Annotated in this window: 17 protein-coding genes; 2 read left to right on the top strand and 15 right to left on the bottom strand. The window is 63.9% G+C overall.

The annotated features are described in order from the left end of the window. Positions 1-409: 409 nt before the first annotated feature. A complete protein-coding gene (locus C8N35_RS15985; RefSeq protein WP_245926820.1) occupies positions 410-1,639 on the bottom strand; it encodes a lytic murein transglycosylase in 1,230 nt (409 codons plus the stop codon). A gap of 464 nt (positions 1,640-2,103) precedes the next feature. On the opposite strand from C8N35_RS15985, the gene hpaR reads away from it, so the two are divergent. Next, positions 2,104-2,622 carry a homoprotocatechuate degradation operon regulator HpaR gene (gene hpaR, locus C8N35_RS15975; RefSeq protein ID WP_146177419.1) on the top strand — a complete coding sequence of 173 codons (519 nt, stop codon included), beginning with the start codon at positions 2,104-2,106 and terminating at the stop codon, positions 2,620-2,622. Positions 2,623-2,798: 176 nt separating this feature from the next. Here the strand turns inward: hpaR and C8N35_RS15970 are convergent, their stop codons facing one another. From C8N35_RS15970 to aptA, 14 genes are all read right to left on the bottom strand, one after another. Beyond that, a complete protein-coding gene (locus tag C8N35_RS15970; protein ID WP_170122127.1) occupies positions 2,799-4,823 on the bottom strand; it encodes a bifunctional DedA family/phosphatase PAP2 family protein in 2,025 nt (674 codons plus the stop codon). Positions 4,824-5,043: 220 nt separating this feature from the next. After that, entirely contained in the window at positions 5,044-6,249 is a 1,206-nt protein-coding gene (locus C8N35_RS15965) for a ferredoxin reductase family protein (protein ID WP_170122126.1), read from the bottom strand. A 229-nt stretch (positions 6,250-6,478) separates the two neighbouring features. Then, a complete protein-coding gene (locus tag C8N35_RS15960) occupies positions 6,479-6,904 on the bottom strand; it encodes a BLUF domain-containing protein (protein WP_170122125.1) in 426 nt (141 codons plus the stop codon). Between the two features lie 180 nt (positions 6,905-7,084). Continuing rightward, the gene (locus tag C8N35_RS15955) at positions 7,085-8,086 is read right to left on the bottom strand and encodes an ABC transporter substrate-binding protein (RefSeq protein WP_107990711.1); all 1,002 of its coding nucleotides are present in this window, start codon (positions 8,084-8,086) and stop codon (positions 7,085-7,087) included. Between the two features lie 44 nt (positions 8,087-8,130). Then, on the bottom strand, positions 8,131-9,288 hold the full coding sequence (locus C8N35_RS15950; RefSeq protein WP_245926819.1) for an ABC transporter permease: 1,158 nt from the start codon (positions 9,286-9,288) through the stop codon (positions 8,131-8,133). Positions 9,289-9,296: 8 nt separating this feature from the next. Further along, positions 9,297-10,178: an ABC transporter permease gene (locus tag C8N35_RS15945; protein WP_107990710.1), complete on the bottom strand. Its 882-nt coding sequence runs from the start codon at positions 10,176-10,178 to the stop codon at positions 9,297-9,299. Between the two features lie 438 nt (positions 10,179-10,616). Further along, complete coding sequence (locus C8N35_RS15940; protein WP_170122135.1) at positions 10,617-11,405, bottom strand: ABC transporter ATP-binding protein; 789 nt, start codon at positions 11,403-11,405, stop codon at positions 10,617-10,619. Between the two features lie 144 nt (positions 11,406-11,549). Further along, positions 11,550-12,047: a hypothetical protein gene (locus C8N35_RS15935; protein WP_107990708.1), complete on the bottom strand. Its 498-nt coding sequence runs from the start codon at positions 12,045-12,047 to the stop codon at positions 11,550-11,552. 10 nt (positions 12,048-12,057) lie between these two features. Continuing rightward, a complete protein-coding gene (hydA, locus tag C8N35_RS15930; protein WP_107990707.1) occupies positions 12,058-13,515 on the bottom strand; it encodes a dihydropyrimidinase in 1,458 nt (485 codons plus the stop codon). Between the two features lie 45 nt (positions 13,516-13,560). After that, positions 13,561-14,043 carry a hypothetical protein gene (locus C8N35_RS15925; RefSeq protein WP_107990706.1) on the bottom strand — a complete coding sequence of 161 codons (483 nt, stop codon included), beginning with the start codon at positions 14,041-14,043 and terminating at the stop codon, positions 13,561-13,563. Then, positions 14,040-14,516, bottom strand: coding sequence for a GNAT family N-acetyltransferase (locus tag C8N35_RS15920; RefSeq protein WP_107990705.1), 477 nt, complete (start codon positions 14,514-14,516; stop codon positions 14,040-14,042). The genes C8N35_RS15925 and C8N35_RS15920 overlap by 4 nt, the downstream gene beginning before the upstream one ends. A 412-nt stretch (positions 14,517-14,928) precedes the next feature. Further along, positions 14,929-15,489 (bottom strand): hypothetical protein, encoded by a 561-nt coding sequence (locus C8N35_RS23705; RefSeq protein ID WP_146177417.1) that lies wholly within the window; start codon positions 15,487-15,489, stop codon positions 14,929-14,931. Then, on the bottom strand, positions 15,486-16,754 hold the full coding sequence (locus C8N35_RS15915; protein WP_107990704.1) for a Zn-dependent hydrolase: 1,269 nt from the start codon (positions 16,752-16,754) through the stop codon (positions 15,486-15,488). The genes C8N35_RS23705 and C8N35_RS15915 overlap by 4 nt, the downstream gene beginning before the upstream one ends. A 388-nt stretch (positions 16,755-17,142) precedes the next feature. After that, positions 17,143-18,462, bottom strand: a complete 1,320-nt coding sequence (aptA, locus tag C8N35_RS15910) for an omega-aminotransferase AptA (protein ID WP_107990703.1) — start codon at positions 18,460-18,462, stop codon at positions 17,143-17,145. Between the two features lie 494 nt (positions 18,463-18,956). Here aptA and C8N35_RS15905 point away from each other — a divergent pair, with 494 nt between their 5' ends. Then, complete coding sequence (locus C8N35_RS15905) at positions 18,957-19,598, top strand: TetR family transcriptional regulator C-terminal domain-containing protein (RefSeq protein WP_107990702.1); 642 nt, start codon at positions 18,957-18,959, stop codon at positions 19,596-19,598. Positions 19,599-19,746 lie beyond the last annotated feature (148 nt).

Below are 19,746 nucleotides of genomic sequence, written 5' to 3'. Positions count from 1 at the left end.
GCGATGATCTGGGGATGCGGAATCAGCCTGAAGACCACCGATCCGGCTCACGACAACCGCGACGGATCGTGCCTGCGCATGCCCCGATCCTAATGACAACTCACGAGGTTAACGATAACACCCGCACGCGGCGTCAGATATCGTTACATATGCGTATTCGCGGCGCACAACCGCGCCCCGTGGCGATGGCAACACACGTCGGAAACGTCACCGGCAGGCGGCGAATGCCGCCAGCCGACCAACCTCATTGGCAGGCGGCGAATGCCGCCAGCCGGCCAACCTCATTGGCAGGCGGCGAATGCCGCCAGCCGACCAACCTCATTGGCAGGCGGCGAATGCCGCCAGCCGATCAACCTCATTCGCAAACGGGCGTTCTTGCCGGCTCGTTCGTCTCCTTGCCCTGCCGGGCCTATTGGCCGGCGAGGCGCCGCAACAGGTCCTTCGTGGGGTAGCCGTCGACCGGCAGGCCGAGCTTTGCCTGCACGTCGCGCACCGACGAACGCGTATTGGCGCCGATCATTCCGTCCACGCCGCCCACGTCGTAGCCCCGGTTCTGCAGGATATGCTGAAGCGTCTTGATCTCGTTGAAGCTCAGCGCATCGACATCGCCATTGCCCGCGAAACGCGGCGGGGCGCCGGCGAGCCGTGTTGCGAAATAGGCCGCCGTGGTGGCGTAGACGAGCGACTGGTTCCACTGCAGATAGACGTCGAAATTGGGATAGGCGAGGAAGGCCGGCCCGTTGCGGCCCATGGGCAGCAGCAGCGACGCTTCCAGACCGGTCGACTTCAGCGGCGAACCGTCTCGCGCGGTCACGCCCCACCCCGACCACTTCGCTTCCCCATGGTGGGTTTCCAGTCCCGCCTCGACCCACGGCATGGAGCGCGGTACCCGCACCTCCACAAGCCACGGTTCGCCCGCCCGCCAGCCGTGGCTCTGGATCAGTCGCGCGCCCGAGGCCAGAACGTCGGGAACTTCCTTGAGCAAATCGACCCGGCCATTGCCGTTGTAGTCGACACCGAGCTCGAAATAGTCCTTGGGCTGGAATTGAAGCTGGCCGAGCTCGCCCGCCCATGCGCCGATCATCTGGTCGGGCCTCAGGTCACCGCGCTGCGCGATCTTCAGCGCGTACATGAGCTGCTCGCGAAAGAGGTCCGGGCGCCGACAGTCGAAGGCGAGCGTCGCCAGGGAATTCATCACCGGCAGATTGCCGATATTCGCGCCGAAATCCGTTTCCAGCCCCCAGAAACCGACGATGACCGGTCCCGGCACTCCGTATTTGCGTTCCAGTTCGCGGAACTCGGAGGCGTTCTGCTTCAGAAGCCGAGTTCCCTGCTTCATCCGATAGCCGGAAACCATGCGGTTGGAGAATTCCAGAAAGCTCTGGGAAAACACGCTCTGGGCGCGGTCCTTGCGCACGATCGAGGGGTCGTATCGAAGACCATCGAGCGAGGAGGAAATAACGCGCGCGGAAATCCCCTGCGTCCGGGCCTCGGTCTTGAAATCCTCAAGCCAACGGCCGAAATCGCCGGTATTGCGGCATCCGGCTGCCTGGGCTCCGCCCATTGTCCCGCCGGCCGCGGCCAGCGTCCCGGCTGCCAGGACGGCAAGGCCCGTAATCGTCTTTGCAAGTCGCCGCATTGCGCACTCCGTGGTGATGTATGTCGCGGATCTTGCCGGCCCTGAGACCGGCGAGGCTGTTACCGATATTGCGAAGCAGGCCCCCTCAGACCGCTTCGTTGACTGCCACGACCCGCCGCGCACCGCAAGCCCGCCCCTCCCCCCGGCGACGAACGCGGCGAACAACAGCCGGCACGCGCGCGCACTTCGCCACGGCGCGGCAAGGATTTTCCACATGCCACGCACCGGAGTCGCTGCGGAAGGCGACAAGAACGTCTGCACCGTTCAAAATCGTTTTTGACATGGGCGACATCCGTCCTATTCTATCAGGTGTAGTACGAGATGAATCTACAGGATCATTTCATTTAATTAGTTAAGCTAATAAGCAAGGGCAGTTTGCACCGCCCGGAAAAAATTGACCGAAACTGGCACGACTTCCCATCGCCGCAGCTTTGTAGGATTGAACAAGACACAAGGCGATCCAATTGACGGCAAGTGAATTGAAGTCCAGTCAGGAAACCGGTGAAAGCGGCAAGGATCTCTTTCTGCGCCCGTTTCATCAGTCGTTGCCCATGCAACTCATGGCGGCCCGGGAGGAGGTCATGCTGCGGTTCCGGCCGCATCTGCATGCGCACGGGCTGACCGACCAGCAATGGCGCATCATCCGGGCGCTCATGGAAGTCGAATCGCGCGAGATCCTCGATTTGAGCGACGTGTGCGGCATTCATCCCGCCAGCCTGTCGCGCATCCTGCCGAAGCTGGATGCGGCCGGTATCATCAACCGGCGGACGAACAAGGCGGATCAGCGTCGCGTCATCGTCACCATCGCGCAGAAGGGGCGAACTCTTTTCAACCAGCTCGCCCCCGAATCTGAACGCCTCTACAGCTCCATCGCTTCCGACATCGGCTACGATCTGCTGGACGAGGCCTACGATGTGCTCGAGCGCATGATCGAGGCGCTCAGAACAAAACGCCGTGCGCCCAAGGAAAGCCTGGCGGAGTGACTGCCCGCGATGCCGGCGACTTTCGATCTCGCGCGGCCGCTAGTGTGCTTCACGGCACGAGGAAACGCGTGCCGCGCCGTGGCAACCGCCTGGCTCTCCCCCTTGCGACGGCCTGCCCCGGCTGACCGCGTGGGGATCGCGCGATCGCCGCGTGGGACGATACGCAAGAAATCGCTTCAGAGGGCGACATGCACGAGAAGCGGCGGGCGGCGCCTGGACCCCTGATCGTTGGGGGCCGTTTCCGCCTTGCCCGCTTTCGCCAGCAGCGAGAGCACGCCCACCACGTCGCGCGTTGGCGCGGGCACGTCGTGCGGCAGCGCGATGATCGGAAGTTCCTTCTTGCGCTCCAGCGTCAGGCTGATGAGCACCAGCGGTCGCCGTTCTCCGTTTTCTCCGGTCACGATCGTATCCGTCTGCCAGGCTCTCAGAACCAGGCGGCCGTGATCCTTCGGCGCCGACTTGGTCGCGCTCAGGTTGGCCAGCCGGCCTTCATGCAGCGAGGGGCGCGGCAGCAGCGCGTCGATCCGGTTGCGCCCGTCGGAATAGGCGAGCACGTCGACCCAGGACCAGGTGGGAACGATCTCCCAGCCACTGTCATGCAACAGCGTCTTCAGGGTCTCCACCGGGCCCGCCCACTGGGCGATGAACGGCTCGCCGGTCTCGCCCGTGAGCTCGATCCGCCGCGCGGGCAACGTCTTCCAGCCGACCTCGCGCCAATGCGCATCGGTGACGACGGTCGCATGCACCGGCGCGCTGTAGAACAGCATCGCGGAGGCATGGCCGTTGGCGACGTAGACCAGCGAGACGATCGCATAGACGACCAGCGAAACCGCCCCGAGCACCACCGGCGCGATCTTTTCCGGCCGAGTCGCCTCCACGGCAAGCGCGAAGGCCGCCGTCATCGACACGCCGAACAGGAACCCGCCGGCGACATCTGAAGGCCAGTGCGCCCCCAGATAGATGCGCGAACAGGCGATCGCCACGATGATGGCGCCCGCACAGGCGAAGATCACCGCCTTGCCCCAGCGCCCGACACCAAGCCCGATCAGCACCGCCAGGATGCCGAAGACCACGGTCGCGAGCGTCGCGTGGCCGGAGGGGAAGGTATAGATGTCGGCACCACTGAAGATCTCGGTCGGCCGGGCGCGCTGCAGCAGCAGCTTCATGAAAGGGACGAACAGCGCTGCCGACGCCATGGTCACAGCCGCCGCGCCGGCGATCGTCCAGGCCTTGCGCGCCAGCAGCCAGACCACGATCACCGCCCCCAGCGCGATCAGCACCGTGCCGTCGCCCATCATGGTGATCGCCACCATCACCCGGTCGGCCGGCGTGTTGCGCACCGACTGCACCAGATTGGCGATGGAAAGGTCGGCGTAGATCATCGTATCGCGCGCGACCAGATCCTCCAGCAGCGAGGCGAAGCCGATACCGCCGGCGGCCAGCACGGCGCTCAGCGCCACGACGCGCAGCGCGCGCGGATTGTCGGGGGCGAAGGTCTCTGCCAGCCATTGCCAGATACGGCCGGGCCGGGACGCCGCATGGTCGACGAGGCGCGTCTGAAGGCGGATGAGCAGCGGGATCACGCTCATGACGACGACGCGGATGAGCCACGCGGCGATGAACACAACGCCGATCAGGGCGAACAGAACGATCGCGAAGCGGCCCGAAACCTGGCTCGCCACCGCCAGCCCCTTGCCGATGAAGACACCGGGCAGGAGATGGGTCAGCGACCAGACGAAGGCCGACAGCACATTGATGGTGACGAAGCGGGTGTGGCTCATGCCCATCATGCCGGCGATGCCGGGAATGACGGCCTTCACGCCCGGAACGAAGCGGCCGATGGCGATGGACTTGCCGCCGTGATCGGAGAAGAACAGCTCGCTCTTTTCAACCAGCCCGGGGTATTTCGACAGCGGCCACATGCGCTTGAGCCGCGCGCCGTAGAACCGCCCGGCCCAGTACGACACGGCATCGCCGAGAATGGCGCCGGAGGTCGTGGCGACGAAGATCGGCCAGAAATCGAGTTTGCCGCCCCCCACCAGCGTTCCCGCCCCCACCAGCACCACGGTGGAGGGGACGAACAGCCCGATGATGAGCAGCGCCTCGCCCATCGAGATAAGAAACACGACGGCGATGGAAAGGTGCGGATTCTGGCCGAGATAAGCGATCACCCAATTCGCCAGATCCAGTGTGAAGCTCATGGGTAAGCCTTGCGATCCCGCCGCCTTGCGCATGGAGAAGAGCGGACTCGGAACAAGCCCGCCGCAAGCGGTATCTAACGGGTTTCGAAGTTAATTTACAGACCAATACGCGAGGCATTTTCTATCGCATCGCGAAAAGCACCAGAGCGGCGACCAGAATGGCCGTGAACCCGGCATAAACGGCCAGATGGCGTTGATCCGATGTCACGCACGAGGCTCCTCAGTCATAGGTGAAACGTTCGCACAGGACGGCTCGGGCGGGCACGCCGCCGGCCCGCAGCGTTCGTTCCACGCCGGTAATCATCGCCGCCGGGCCGCACAGGACATGCAGCCAGTCCGGCCGGATCGTCCCGCCGCAGGCATCTGCGATCACCTCCCGCGTGACAAGGCCGCGCGCGCCCTGCCAGCCGGGTGGCGGCTCGCTCAGGACATGCACCACCGTGAAGGACGCCATATCGCGCGCCATGGCGTCCAGCTCCCCACGACAGGCGATCTGGCGCTCGCTCCGGTTGCCATAGAGGAGCACGAACGGTCGCGGATCGCCCGACGCGCGTGCCTGACGAGCGATCGCCATGAGCGGTGCCAGCCCGACGCCGCCGGCGATCAGCACCACACCCGGCTCCTTGCGCGCCGCGATGGTCAGGTGCCCGTGCGGTCCGTCGAGATAGGCAATCGTGCCGGGCCGCACGGCACCGAGCGTGCGGGTAAAGTCCCCCACCTCCTTGATCAGAAAGGAGATGCGCCGCCGATTGGCCGGAGCGGAGGAAATGGAGAACGGATTTTCGCGAAGCGAGAACGGACTGTGGCCGATGTTGAGCCAGGCGAACTGCCCGGCCTTGAAATCCATGCCCGCCCCCTGCGCCTCGGGCACGATATCGACCTCCCACGTCCGCTCCGCGACCGGCGTCACCGCCACCACGCGGTAGCGATGGCGAAGCTGCGCCAGCGGCTTCACGACATAGACGACGGCCAGCGAGACGAAAGCCGCCGCGATCAGCACCAGCCAGAAGGCACCCAGCACGGGATCGGCTGAATAGCGACCGCCGACAAGGGCGTGATAACCGGCCGCGGCCGCGATCGCCGCCGCGCCGCCGCCATGCAGCGCCCGCCAGACTTCATATCGAAACGGCAGGCCGTCGCGCGCGACCGCGAGCAGCACGAAAGGAATGAGAAGCACCCAGGCGATGGTCCCTGTCGTCAGGAAGTCGATCCGGTAGAAAAGCGTTTCGGCGCGCGCGGTATCCCAGGGACGGGCCGGCGCGAAGGGTGCCTGATAGAGGAAGGGATGCAGCAGCGCGAGGACGAGCGCCGTGCGGGCGAACAACTGGTGCATCCGCATCGTCACGTCCGATCCGATACGCCGCGAGATCAGCCGGAAACGGCCGGACAGGACGAACTCCACCAGGATAATGACCAGCGCAGTCATTCCCGCCCCCGACGCCAGCTCATCACCGAAGCTGCGCGGGCCATTCCCCGACCAGAGGGAAAGACCCAGAGGCGCAAGTGTCACGGCTACATACAAGGCGATGAGAAGGAACGGATTCATGCCGTCATGCTATCCGCGCCCTGATACATTTCAAAGATACAATATGACCTAGCGACAGCAGCGCCAGTTCTCACGGACGCCGCGCTGTGGGGCGCGGCAGCGGGTGGCATCACACGGTGTCGCGGCGCATGATCTCTTCGCGGTAGGCGATCATCAGGCGGCGGGCGAACCCGGCACGCATGTCGGAAAGCTCGCCGTGACGAACGAACCCGGATAGTCCGGTCCGCTCCTTCAGTCCGCCGTGGCGTTCGAGGCAGAACGACATCCGCCAATCCGGGCAAAGCCGCTCAGCGCCGTCTTCCAAGTGAAAGATCTCGACCGAACGATGGCGCGGATCTTTCGCTATGGAACCATGAAAGAGCGCGAGAACGTCATCCCGCGCGCCTTCCAGAAGCTGCATGAACTCGCTCGTCTCGGTGTAGTGGACAAGCAGCCCGGTAATGTTCATCGCAGCATTGCGTGACAGCGAAACCGCGAGAATGTCATCAAGGTCTTCGGACCGCATTTCACGCACGGCAACGCTGGTGTAAATCAACCGTACAAGATCCATGGCGTCCTTGGCGGATTCGAAAATGAATGGCGCTTTCAACCGAAAGCACGAATGGATTACGCAATATCTCCCGCTGCCGCAACGACATACAGGATCAGGAAGAATACGACGGGCGCTGTTTTCCACACAGCGCCCGCCATTCAGGCATTTCACATCAAGCTGCCTTCACAGCGCCTTGTCCGTGACGACCTGCGACCAGGCGCCTTCCGGCTCCTTGGTGATGACCGGATCGGAACCGCCCGACAGCAGCGTCTCGACCGTGCGCTTGTAATCGGCCTCATCCAGCGCGCCGTCGGAGCCCTCGGTCAGCTTGTTGATCTCGCGCATCATCCGGCGCTGGTGCTTTTCGGTCTGCGCGCCGGTGGCGTCGTTTTCCAAAACGATGTCCGCCGCCTCGTCCGGGTGCTCGCGGGCATATTCCCAGCCCTTCATCGACGCCTTCACGAAACGCGCCATCTTGTCGACGAAGGCGGGATCGTCGAGGTTCTTCTCCAGCACGTAGAGCCCGTCTTCCAGCGTCGCGACGCCCTGGTCCTCGTACTTGAAGACGACGAGATCGTCCTCGGAAATGCCGGCGTCGATCACCTGCCAATATTCGTTGTAGGTCATGGTGGAGATGCAGGCCGCCTGCTTCTGCAAAAGCGGATCGACGTTGAAGCCCTGCTTCAGCACCTTGACGCCGTCCGGACCGCCGTCGGTCGGGATCTTCAGATGTGCCATCCACGACAGGAACGGATATTCATTGCCGTAGAACCACACGCCCAGCGTCTTGCCCTTGAAGTCGTCGGGGGTCTTGACGCCGCTCTCCTTGAGACATGTCAGCATCATGCCGGATTTCTTGAACGGCTGGGCGATGTTGACCAGCGGCACGCCCTTTTCGCGCGACGCCAGCGCCGAGGGCATCCAGTCGACAACAACATCGGCCCCGCCGCCCGCGATCACCTGCGGCGGCGCGATGTCCGGGCCGCCCGGCTTGATCGTGACGTCGAGGCCCTCGTCCTCATAAAACCCCTTGTCCTTGGCGACGTAATAGCCGCCGAACTGCGCCTGGGTGACCCATTTGAGCTGCAGCGTCACCGCGTCCGCGGCCTGCGCCCCGGATACACCCGCATTCGCCATGCCGAACCCGGCCGCCAGTGCCACGGCACCCCACAATACTTTCCTCATGTCCTCATTCTCCCTCTGGTTTCGGCAAACCCGTCCCTTTTGTTTTATGTGCGGAACGATGGATGCCAGAACGTGAAAACCCTCTCCAACAGCGTCATCAACCCGTAGAACAGCGAGCCGGCGAGCGCCGCGACGGCGATCTCGGCCCAGACCATGTCGACATTCATGCGGCCGACTTCGGTCGAGATGCGAAAGCCCATGCCCACCGTCGGCGTCCCGAAAAATTCCGCAACGATAGCCCCGATCAGAGCCAATGTTGAATTGATCTTCAGGGCATTGAAAATGAAAGGCAGCGCCTGCGGAAGCCTGAGCTTCACGAGCGTCTGCCAGTGCGAGGCGGCATAGGTGCGCATCAGATCGCGCTGCATGTGATCGGAGGCAGCCAACCCCGCGACCGTGTTCACCAGCATCGGAAAGAAGGTCATGATGATGACGACGGCGGCCTTCGATTGCCAGTCGAAGCCGAACCACATCACCATGATCGGCGCGACACCGACGATGGGAAGCGCGGAAACGAGGTTTCCGACGGGCAGCAGCCCGCGCCTGAGGAAATCCACCCGGACGACCAGCAGCGCGACAAGAAAGCCCGACCCGCAGCCCAAGCCGTAGCCGATCAGCACGGCCTTCAGGAAGGTCTGGCGGAAATCCGGCCACAGCGGCGTCGGGAAACCATGGATGAGCCGCACCCAGATTTCGCTTGGCGCCGGCAGCAGCACCTTCGGCACGCCGAAGCCGGTGACGAGCGCCTGCCAGGCGATCAGCACCCACACGCCGAAGAGCAGCGGGATCGCGATGCCCGCGAGCCGCTGGACCGCCTTCGACGCGAACTTCCTGTTCGCCAGCCGCTGGACAAACAGCCAGCCCGTCAGCCAGGCGGCGATGAACAGCGCCCAGAACCCGCCTGCGGCCTCGCCAGAATGACCGCCCAGCGCGGAGAGCAGAACCCAGGCGCCGAAATGGGCAATGACAGCGATGATCATGTCGCCGGAGGGACCCTGGAACCAGGAGGCACCCGACACCCCCTTCCCTTGCGCCACGACCCCGAGCAAATTCTCCCCCGCCATCACCAGTACCGCGAGCGCGAAGACCAGCACGCCGGTTTCGCTCCACGTCGAAACCGTCCCGGCCTCGCCGGCAAACAGCGGCAGCACCAGCCCGAACACCGCAGCCGCGCCGGCCGCCATCGGCAGGGCCCGTTCCATGGTCCCCCTCATCGCGCCATCCCCATCCGCTTGAGCACGATTCCGTTGGCGATCCCGACCAGCGCCACCAGCACGGCGGCCATGACGGAGGCCGCGATCAGCGCCGACCAGATCTGCACCGTCTGCCCGTAATAGGAGCCCGAAAGCAGCCGCGCGCCGAGCCCGGCGACCGCGCCTGTCGGCAATTCGCCGACGATGGCACCGACCAGCGAGGCCGCCACCGCCACCTTCATCGAGGTGAAGAGGTAGGGCACCGCGTAGGGAAACCGGAGTTTCCAGAACACCTGGGTCTTCGAGGCGTTGTAGGTGCGCATGAGGTCGAGATGCAGGATTTCCGGCGATCTCAGCCCCTTCACCATGCCCACGGTGACGGGAAAGAACGACAGATAGGTGGAGATGAACGCCTTGGGCAGGAGCCCCGATATGCCGATGGCGTTCAAGACCACGATGATCATCGGCGCGATCGCCAGGATCGGGATCGTCTGCGAGGAGATCACCCACGGCATCAGCGACTTGTCGAGCACGCGGCTGTGCACGATGCCGACGGCGAGCAGAACGCCCAGCACCGTGCCGATGACGAAGCCCAGAAGCGTGGAGGAAAGCGTGACGCCCGCGTGATAGACGAGCGAGCGCTTCGACGTGACGGACTTCATCACGGTCGTCTGCCAGATCTCCTCCGCCACCTGATGGGGCGCGGGCAGAACGGGCCGGTCCTGATTGAGCGTATCGGTGACCAGCTGCGTCACCGGTACATCCGCCTGCTTGGCGCGTGCATAGGTATCGCGCTGGAACGGCGCGTTGAGATACACGGCCGCCGCATACCAGATCGCGATGATCGCGAGGACGACGACGAACACGGGGCCGGTGCGGCCGGAAAAGAGGCGGGTCATGCGGCGGCCCTCCGCTCCAGCAAATCCCGAACTAGCCCCCTCTCCCTTGGGGAGAGGGCTGGGGTGAGGGGTGTCGGGTCATCCGTATCCACGAAACATCCCATCCCATCACCCGACGCTTTGCGTCGACCTCTCCCCATGGGAGAGGTGATTGGCGCCAGCCGCAAACGAACAAAGCCAGCCACACATTCGATGTCATCCCGGCCCGCTCTCTCCACCGTCATTGCCCGGCGCAGTCCGGGCAATCCAGCGCCGCCCCGATGCGTCGCACGCCCGATTGGATCACCCGGACTGCGCCGGGCATCGTTGATCGAACGCATCGGCCCCCGCCGCGGGATGCTGAATTCCGGCCCAAACTTAATAAATGGGGCCGGGATGACATCGAGTGGAGGCAGACAGCGAGGACGAACCGCCCCTTGCGCAACCCAAAGCACGCCCTCAATCCTCATAACTGTGCCCCGCACGCAAGCCTTCGCGCACCCGATGCGCGATCTCCAGGAATTCCGGCGTTTCGCGGATATCCAGATCCCTCTCCCTCGGCAGGTCGCTCTCGATGATGTCGTGGATCCGCCCCGGACGCGGGCTCATCACCACGATCTTGGTCGACAGGAACACCGCTTCGGGGATCGAGTGGGTGACGAAGACCACCGTCTTCTCCGTCTTCGCCCAGAGCTTCAGCAACTGCTCGTTCAGGTGATCGCGCACGATCTCGTCGAGCGCGCCGAAGGGCTCGTCCATCAGCAGCAGATCGGGATCGAACGACAGCGCGCGGGCGATGGAGGCGCGCTGCTGCATGCCGCCGGAAAGCTGCCAGGGGAACTTGCGTTCAAACCCTGAGAGGTTCACCAGCTCCAGGTTCTTTGCGATGCGCTTTTGCCGCTCGGCCTTCGAAAACCCCATGATCTCCAGCGGCAGGGCGATGTTGCCGGCGATCGTGCGCCAGGGATAGAGCCCTGCCGCCTGAAAGACATAGCCGTAAGAGCGGTCGAGCCGCGCCTGCTCCGGCGTGCCGCCATTGACCGTGATACGCCCGGATGTCGGCTGTTCCAGATCCGCGATGACGCGCAAAAGCGTGGTCTTGCCGCAGCCCGACGGCCCGATGAACGACACGAACTCGCCGCGCGCCACATCAAGCGCGATGTTCGACAGGGCGTGAACCGGGCCGTCGGAGGTCTCGAAGGTGAGCGAGAGATCCCTCGCCTCGATCACGCTGGCACGCGCCGCCAGGCCGCGAGCCTCTCCCGCGCCCGCCGGTGTCCGGCTTTGTGCTGCACTCGTCGTCACGTTGTCGTTCCCATTTCACCGGTTGCGCGGACCAACGCCGCCTTGTTCTCGAAAGGGGCCTGCCGCTTCATTTCCAAGGGGCTCACCTCACCTCCGCTTCCTGCAAATTCGCGGCCAGAGCCCGAGCGTCGCGGAATGGATCGCCAGCGCCCAGTAGACGAAATTGGCCGGCACCAGGATCACTGAAAGCCCGCCCGACAGGACCGCCAGAAGATAGAGGGCATCGCGAACCGCCATTCCCCTCCCCGCCGAAAACAACGCGATACCCGCGAGCGCGACGGCGTAACCGAGCCCCGCCAGCGCGAAGGCCGGCCAGCCCCGCCACCCCCTGGCGAGCAGAACCCACGTGACCGGCGCAACCCCGATCCAGCCAAGCCCCGCAATCGCGCTGGCAAGCTCCAGGAACTGGCGAAGCCCCAGCGCGGAAAAGGGCGGCGGCGGGCCGAAACGCTCGAAGGTGAGCATCGTGTGGATGACCACCGACAGCGCGACGGCGACCACGAACACCGCCGCCAGATAGGCCAGAACGTGCCGCAGGACGGCGCAGCGCGCGTCAAGTTCCGCAGCAGCCTCCCCGCCTGCCATCCGCCCGCCGCTAGACGCCGCTTGCCGGAATGCCCGCCCGCTGGACTTTCCGCGGTGCCATCACTTCCTTCCACTGCGACAGCGCCCGGTTGACCGCAGTGAACGGCTCGCGCGCCACGAACTTGCCGTGGCCTTCCTGCGTGCGGATTTCGCCGTCCATGATCGCCACATGTCCGCGTGTCAGCGTGTAGCGCGGCAGGCCCTTCACCGGCTTGCCCTCGAAGACGTTGTAGTCGATGGCCGATTGCTGCGAGGTGGCCGAGATCGTCTTTTCCTTCGCCGGGTCCCACACGACGAGATCGGCATCCGCGCCCACCAGCACGGCGCCCTTTTTGGGGTAGATATTGAGGATCTTGGCGATGTTGGTCGATGTCACGGCGACGAACTCGTTCATGGTCAGACGCCCCGTGCCAACCCCGTAGGTCCACAACATCGGCATCCGGTCTTCCAGTCCGCCGGTGCCGTTCGGGATCTTGGTGAAGTCGCCCACGCCGTAGCGCTTCTGATCGGTAGTGAAAGCGCAATGGTCGGTCGCCACCACCTGCAGCGTGCCGGCCTGAAGCCCCGCCCACAGGCTGTCCTGATGCTTCTTGTTGCGGAAGGGCGGCGACATCACCCGGCGGGCGGAATGGTCCCAGTCGCCGCTTTGATACTCGCTCTCATCCAGCGTCAGGTGCTGGATGAGCGGCTCGCCATAACACCGGATGCCGTTCTGCTTGGCGCGCCGGATCGCCTCATGCGACTGCTCGCAGGAGGTGTGCACGATATAGACCGGCACGCCCGCCATATCGGCGATCATGATGGCGCGGTTGGTGGCCTCGCCCTCCACTTCCGCCGGGCGCGAATAGGCATGCGCCTCGGGGCCGTTATTGCCCTCGGCCATCAGCTTGGCCTGAAGCTGGGCGACCACGTCGCCGTTTTCCGCATGCACCAGCGGCAGCGCGCCAAGCTCGGCGCAGCGCGAGAACGAGGCGAACATCTCGTCGTCATCCACCATCAGCGCGCCCTTGTACGCCATGAAGTGCTTGAAGGTGTTGATGCCCTTCTCGCGCACCACGGTCTCCATCTCGTTGAAGACCTGCTCGCCCCACCAGGTGATCGCCATGTGGAAGGAATAGTCGCAATTGGCGCGCGTCGACTTGTTGTCCCAGCGCTGGATCGCTTCCAGCAGCGATTGTTCGGGGTTGGGCAGCGCGAAATCGACCACCATGGTCGTGCCGCCGGCAAGCCCCGCCCGCGTGCCGCTTTCGAAATCATCCGTCGAATAGGTGCCCATGAAGGGCATTTCCAGATGCGTGTGCGGATCGATCCCGCCCGGCATGACGTAGCAGCCGGTCGCATCCAGCACCTCGTCGCCGGACAGGTTCGGGCCGATCTCGACGATCACGTCGCCCTCGATTTTCACGTCCGCTCTGTAGGTCAGATCCGCGGTGACGACCGTGCCGCCCTTGATGACTTTCGATGCCATGTCTGTTCCTCTGGTGATTGTGCTGTCGAGTGACTTTGTTGAATGTCACTTCATTTCCATCGTTGCGGCACCGCTGCGAAACAGACGAGCGGCCTTTAGAATGCACTGGAGCGCTTCGTCCATCGACATCCCGCCCGCCTCAAACCTGACGCCATAATCTTCCTCGTAGTACCAATCGGGAGCCTTCAGAACGTTGCCTCCGATTGAGAGCGACCAGTAGTTTCCGCGTGCGCGAAAATAGAAATCGTCGCCATCAACCAGACCATCCGCTTGAACCGGGCAAACTCCAAACGGACCGCGCACGACGACATCATCGTCAATGTAGTCGACCTGAATCTGGCGCGGCTCAGGTGTCGGGGGCGGATCAAGGCGCCGAATATGAAAGCGCGGAAGACCGTCTTCGGCTGATTTTCGTGGCGCCGAATAGCCGTTGAACCAGAGGGAACATCCGCGCGGTAGACGGACCGACCTGCCGTCTTTCGTCGAGACGACGCAAGGAACACTAGCCTGCCTCCCTTCGTCCATCATGATGTGCCCTCTTCCAGCGTCTTCGTCATGAACAGGCTGTACGGGTTCGCCTCGTAAGGAGCGAAAGGCCCGCACTCGGCGTATCCGAGCGCCCCGTAAAGCCCGACGGCCTCGGTGTTGAGCGGCCCGGTTTCCAGATCGATCCGCGTGACGCCCCGCGCCTGCGCCATATCCTCCAGATACGCCATCACCTTGCGCGCGGCGCCCCGGCCGCGCCCCTCGTCGCGCACGAACAGCCGCTTCAGCTCAGCCGTCCCGTCGCCGTTCCATTTCAGCGCCGCGCAGCCGATCGCCCGCGTTCCGTCGCGCACCACGGCGAACGAAACATCGTCGCCGGAAAGCCCTTCGATATCCGTGCCGAAATGCCCCTCAGCCGGATACCGCGCCAGCGAATAGGCGTCCGACAACGCGATCAGCTCGACGATTTTGGGCTGGTTCACCGGCTCGATTGCGATAGCGAGATTAGTCGTCACAAGGTACCTCCCGTTGTCCTCTGGCGTCCGTGCGGCATGGCACGGAACCCGACCTCAACCTCACTTGTCATCCCGGGCTTGACCCGGGACCCAGTAACCGTTGCAGCCGACCGGTTCTCTCCAGCGCCGCGTTATTCGCCATTCCTGCGCCAGACATCCGAACCCAACGGTTACTGGGTCCCGGCTCTCCGCTTCGCTGCGGCCGGGATGACATCGAGGAGTAAACGGACGCCCGGCACACCGTCGTCACGTCCCATCCCCCCCTACCATCCCCGCGAAGACGGGGATCCAGCAACCACCGGACCGACGGCACCTGCCGCCAAACCCTCCTTCATCATCCCCGACCTGATCGGGACGCCATGGCGATGAAGGAGGGGAAAGGTCATGGATCTGCTTTGCGGCCGGCCTTGGATCACGGTTCGGGCGCCAAAAAGAGAAGTCCCTCAACCGGAGCAATAATCGCAATCGTCCCACTGGTGTGCTTGGAGTAAAAACCGCGCTCACCGTGTGCATATTTTGCGTAGATGCGGGAATACTCGACACTGCTTCTCATGCATCCTGCCGCAAGGGAGATATTTCGCTCTGTCATATCGGTATCGCTCATCGCTACAGGTCCTCCTTGCCAGGCAGAATACCCCCTGGTTTCACTACCTCGCTCATCGAGATCGGGTCTCAAAGATTCCGGATTAACGAGAGCGCCCGCCCCTTCCCTGCGCAAACGTTCCGCAAATTCTGCCTCCAGAGCGAACACCGCAACCACACAACTTCCGTACCTTGGATGGAACCATTCACTGTTATAATAGACGGCTTGTCCCGTCTGAATTCCCGCCGGTATCAACGGCCGCAATCGGTCCGGCCCATCCCAAAACAGCAAACTGATGAGATAGGCTGTTCCTCCAAGAAAAATCGTGGTCGGCAACAAGATCCGCCACCAGAAGATCTTCAGCTCGCGCCGGATCCAGCCAGTCTTCACCCCACGATCTCCGCCGTCTCCACCACCGCGTGAAACAGCACGTCGGCGCCCGCTTTCGCCCAGTCCTTGGAAATCTCTTCCGCCTCGTTGTGCGAGAGCCCGTCGACGCAGGGGCACATGACCATCGAGGTCGGGGCCACGCGGTTGATCCAGCAGGCGTCGTGCCCGGCGCCCGACACGATGTCGCGGTGCGAATAGCCCAGCCGCTCCGCCGCATCGCGCACGGCCTTGACGCATCCCGGATCGAAGGTCACCGGATCGAAATGCCCGGAAACCTCGATCTCAATACCAAGACCCAGGTCTTGAGCGATTTTCGGCGCTTCCACCTCGAAGCGTGCCTTCATGCCGTCGAGGATGGTCTGGTCGGGCGAGCGGAAATCGACGGTGAAGACCACCTTGCCCGGAATGACGTTTCTGGAATTGGGATAAACGTCGCAATGGCCGATGGCGCCCACCGCGTTGGGCTGGTGGCCCATGGCGATTTCGTGAACGAGCTCCGTCATCCGCGCCATGCCGAGACCGGCATTCTTGCGCAGCGGCATCGGGGTGGAGCCGGTGTGACTGTCCTTGCCGGTCACGGTCACCTGCAGCCACCACAGCCCCTGGCCGTGGGTGACGACGCCGATATCCTTGCCCTCGGCCTCCAGGATCGGCCCCTGCTCGATGTGGAGTTCGAAGAACGCCTTGATCTTGTCCTTGCGCGCGCCCACCGGCTCCTCGCCCTGCCAGCCGATGCGCTTGAGTTCATCGCCGAATTTCAGGCCCTTGGCGTCCTCGCGCGCCTTGGCCCAGGCCTCCTCGTGCTGGCCGGCGAAGACGCCCGAGGCCAGCATGGCGGGCGCGAACCGCGTGCCTTCCTCGTTCGTCCAGTTGGTGACGACGATGGGATGTCTGGTCTTGATGCCCAGATCGTTGAGCGTGCGGCAGATCTCCAGCGCGCCGAGAACGCCGAGAACGCCGTCATACTTGCCCCCCGTGGGCTGGGTATCGAGATGGGAGCCGACATAGACCGCCGGCAGATCCGGCTCGGTGCCGGGCCGCGTCATGAACATGTTGCCCATGGTATCGACGCCCATGGTCATGCCAGCATCCTCGCACCATTTCTGGAAGAGCCTGCGGCCCTCGCTGTCGGCGTCGGTCAGCGTCTGGCGGTTGTTGCCGCCGGCGACGCCCGGCCCGATCTTCGCCATTTCCATCAGGCTGTCCCGCAGCCTGTCGGCGTTGATCCGCAGGTTCTCGCCCGGTGCTCCGGTAGTTGCGGCCATACGTCAGTCCCCCTGATCGCCGATGTCATCCCCGGCGCTGGCGCGCCGCACTCTGTTCCGCTCTCTTCAGTTCTGGTCCAGCCGATCGGCTCCCGCTTTTGCCGCGGGTTTCGCCCGAAAGGCCAGTCGTCGCGTTGTCGCGCGCCCTCATGGCGGGGCGCTTTGAAGCCTGCCGGGAAGCAACCGCGGTCGGGGACCCAATTGCCCCCGATCACCGCCCCACCCGCAATTGTCATCCCGGGCTTGACCCGGGATCCAGTAAACGGCGCGGCCGGCCGGTTCTCTCCGAGGCCGCGTCACTCGTTATTGCCGTGCCAGACAACCACACCCTGTGGTTACTGGATCCCCGCCTTCGCGGGGATGACACCGAGGGGGAATGCCGCCCCCTCTAATCGATCGCCTTCAGCACCTTGCCCAAGATCCCGAACACCTCGTCGATCTGCGCCCTGGAGATGATCAGCGGCGGCGACAGCGCGATGATGTCGCCGGTGGTGCGGATCATCAGGCCTTCCTCGAAGGCCTTCAGGAAGGCGGAGAAGGCCCGCTTGGTCGGCTCGCCGGCGATCGGCTCCAGCTCCACCGCGCCGATCAGCCCCATGTTGCGGATGTCGATGACGTGCGGATGATCTTTCAACGAATGCAGCGCATCGGCCCAGTGGTCGGCAAGCTCCGCCCCGCGCGTCATCAGTCCCTCGTCCTCATAGGTGTCGAGCGTGCCGAGTGCTGCGGCGCAGGCCAGCGGATGGCCGGAATAGGTGTAGCCGTGGAAGAACTCGATCATGTGTTCGGGCCCTTGCATGAAGGCCTCGTAGATCGAGGAGGAAACGAACACCGCGCCCATCGGCACAGTGCCCGAGGTGAGGCCCTTGGCCGTCGTCACCATGTCCGGCACCACGCCGAAATGATCGACCGCGAACGCCGAGCCCAGTCGCCCGAAGCCGGTGATGACCTCGTCGAAGATCAGCAGGATGTCGTTGTCGTCGCAAATCTTGCGAAGCCGCTCCAGGTAGCCCTTGGGCGGGATCAGCACGCCGGTGGAGCCCGCCATCGGCTCCACGATCACGGCGGCGATGGTGGATGCGTCATGCAGCTTGATGACATTCAGCAGGTCATCGGCGAATTCCGCGCCATGCTCCGGCTGGCCGCGGGTAAAGGCATTTCGCTCGATGTCATGCGTGTCGCGGATGTGGTCGACGCCAGTGAGAAGCGAGCCGAACATCTTGCGGTTGCCGGAAATGCCGCCGACCGAAATGCCGCCGAAATTCACCCCGTGATAGCCGCGCTGACGGCCGATGAGACGGGTCTTGGCGGCATTGCCCTTGGCGCGGTGATAGGCGATCGCCGTCTTCAGCGCGGTTTCAACCGATTCCGAACCGGAATTGGTGAAGAACACATGGTCGAGCGGCTTCGGCATCATGGCGGAAAGCCGCGCGGCCAGCTCGAACGCCTTCGGGTGGCCCATCTGGAAGGCCGGCGCGTAGTCGAGCTCGGCGGCCTGTTTCTGGATGGCTTCCACCACTTTCGGCCGCCCGTGGCCGGCGTTGCAGCACCACAGGCCCGCCGTTCCGTCGAGGATCTGGCGGCCGTCGGCGGCGGTGTAGTGCATGTCCTTCGCGCCCACCAGCATGCGCGGGTTCTTCTTGAACTGCCGGTTCGCCGTGAACGGCATCCAGAAGGCTTCGAGATTGTTGGTGACGGCCTGCGACATGATTCCTCCGAGCGAACGCGCCGCCTTTCCAGGCGGTCACGCGTGATGGGTCAGACCCCGCCTCGCATTGCCTTGTCCGCCTTGCGCGTATTTCGAAGGCGCACATCCCGCAATGAACGCTCCGATACCCGCAATCTTCATTGAAACCCTGCGCGAGTTTCAAGACTTGGCCGATGTCTCACGTTGCGATTTCTGACCAATTGGTCAAGATAACGATAGGAGTGCCGCGCAAGCGCGGTCAAGGTCATTTTCTATCCAGCCCGATGCAAAAGCAATCACGGCCAAAGTCCGGGTTTTCCTTGTTGTGGCGACGCAAGCGCGCGAAAAATGGGCGTTTTTTCGAGCCGCGAGGGCACCATCGCGGCAGCGCGTTGCGGCAATTGGGTGAAACCGCGCACAAAAACGCGCTATAGCAGAGGACCGACAGGGCTTGCCGCGGGACAGAGGAGAGGAGGTCGCGACCCGATGATGATGAATGTCGATGGTGGATACCGATGAGCCTCGATGAGCCCGCCCGGAAAAGGCCGCGCAAGGCGACCCGTATCCAGACGGTCAACCGCGACCGTATCCTCGCCGCCGCGCTGGAGATCTTTTCCCGCTTCGGTTTTCGCGGCACCACGCTCGACGAGATCGCCCGCGAAGCGGGCATGTCGAAGTCGAACCTGCTCTACTATTACCCCTCCAAGGCGCAGATCTATAAGGCCGTTCTGGAAGAGATTCTGGACGAATGGCTCAAACCCCTGCGCGCGCTCGACGTCGCCGGCGACCCGGCCGCCGAACTTGGCGACTACATCGCCCGAAAGCTGGATCATTCCGCGAAGAACCCCAAGGCCTCGCGCCTCTTCGCCAACGAGGTGCTGGAAGGCGCCCCGGCGATGATGGACGTGCTGAAAGGCCCCCTGAAGGACCTGGTCGACGCCAAGGCCGGCGTCATCCGCATCTGGATCGATGAAGGCCGGTTGAAGCCGGTCGATCCCTATCACCTCGTCTTCATGATCTGGGCGACGACGCAGCACTATGCCGACTTCGAAACCCAGATCAGCGCGATCACCGGACGTTCCATCGCCGAACCCGGCTTCCACAAGGACGCCGAGGCCGCGCTGAAGGCCTTGTTCCTGCAAGCGCTCATCCCCTGAGCGTGCCGCCCGGCCACGCCGTTCTTTGTTTTCCCCGAGCACCAACGTCTTGCGCCCTTCTCTCTCCTTTGCGGGCGAGAATGGAATTCGCCGCCCGGCCCCGCAAGGCATCAACCTCCCCCGGGGGAGCCATCCGTTCCCTTCGCGA

The sequence above is a fragment of the Breoghania corrubedonensis genome, assembly GCF_003053845.1.
GTDB classification, from domain to species: domain Bacteria; phylum Pseudomonadota; class Alphaproteobacteria; order Rhizobiales; family Stappiaceae; genus Breoghania; species Breoghania corrubedonensis.
The sequence above is the reverse complement of the archived record's forward strand: the minus strand, read 5'-3'. Positions and strand labels throughout refer to the sequence as shown.

Coding starts and splice junctions, on each gene's coding strand:
- C8N35_RS15985 (WP_245926820.1), bottom strand. CDS start 1,639: ATGCGGCGACTTGCAAAGACGATTACGGGCCTTGCCGTCCTGGCAGCC.
- C8N35_RS15970 (WP_170122127.1), bottom strand. CDS start 4,823: ATGAGCTTCACACTGGATCTGGCGAATTGGGTGATCGCTTATCTCGGC.
- C8N35_RS15965 (WP_170122126.1), bottom strand. CDS start 6,249: ATGACTGCGCTGGTCATTATCCTGGTGGAGTTCGTCCTGTCCGGCCGT.
- C8N35_RS15955 (WP_107990711.1), bottom strand. CDS start 8,086: ATGAGGAAAGTATTGTGGGGTGCCGTGGCACTGGCGGCCGGGTTCGGC.
- C8N35_RS15950 (WP_245926819.1), bottom strand. CDS start 9,288: ATGGAACGGGCCCTGCCGATGGCGGCCGGCGCGGCTGCGGTGTTCGGG.
- C8N35_RS15945 (WP_107990710.1), bottom strand. CDS start 10,178: ATGACCCGCCTCTTTTCCGGCCGCACCGGCCCCGTGTTCGTCGTCGTC.
- C8N35_RS15935 (WP_107990708.1), bottom strand. CDS start 12,047: ATGGCAGGCGGGGAGGCTGCTGCGGAACTTGACGCGCGCTGCGCCGTC.
- hydA (WP_107990707.1), bottom strand. CDS start 13,515: ATGGCATCGAAAGTCATCAAGGGCGGCACGGTCGTCACCGCGGATCTG.
- C8N35_RS15925 (WP_107990706.1), bottom strand. CDS start 14,043: ATGATGGACGAAGGGAGGCAGGCTAGTGTTCCTTGCGTCGTCTCGACG.
- C8N35_RS15915 (WP_107990704.1), bottom strand. CDS start 16,754: ATGGCCGCAACTACCGGAGCACCGGGCGAGAACCTGCGGATCAACGCC.
- aptA (WP_107990703.1), bottom strand. CDS start 18,462: ATGTCGCAGGCCGTCACCAACAATCTCGAAGCCTTCTGGATGCCGTTC.
- C8N35_RS15905 (WP_107990702.1), top strand. CDS start 18,957: ATGAGCCTCGATGAGCCCGCCCGGAAAAGGCCGCGCAAGGCGACCCGT.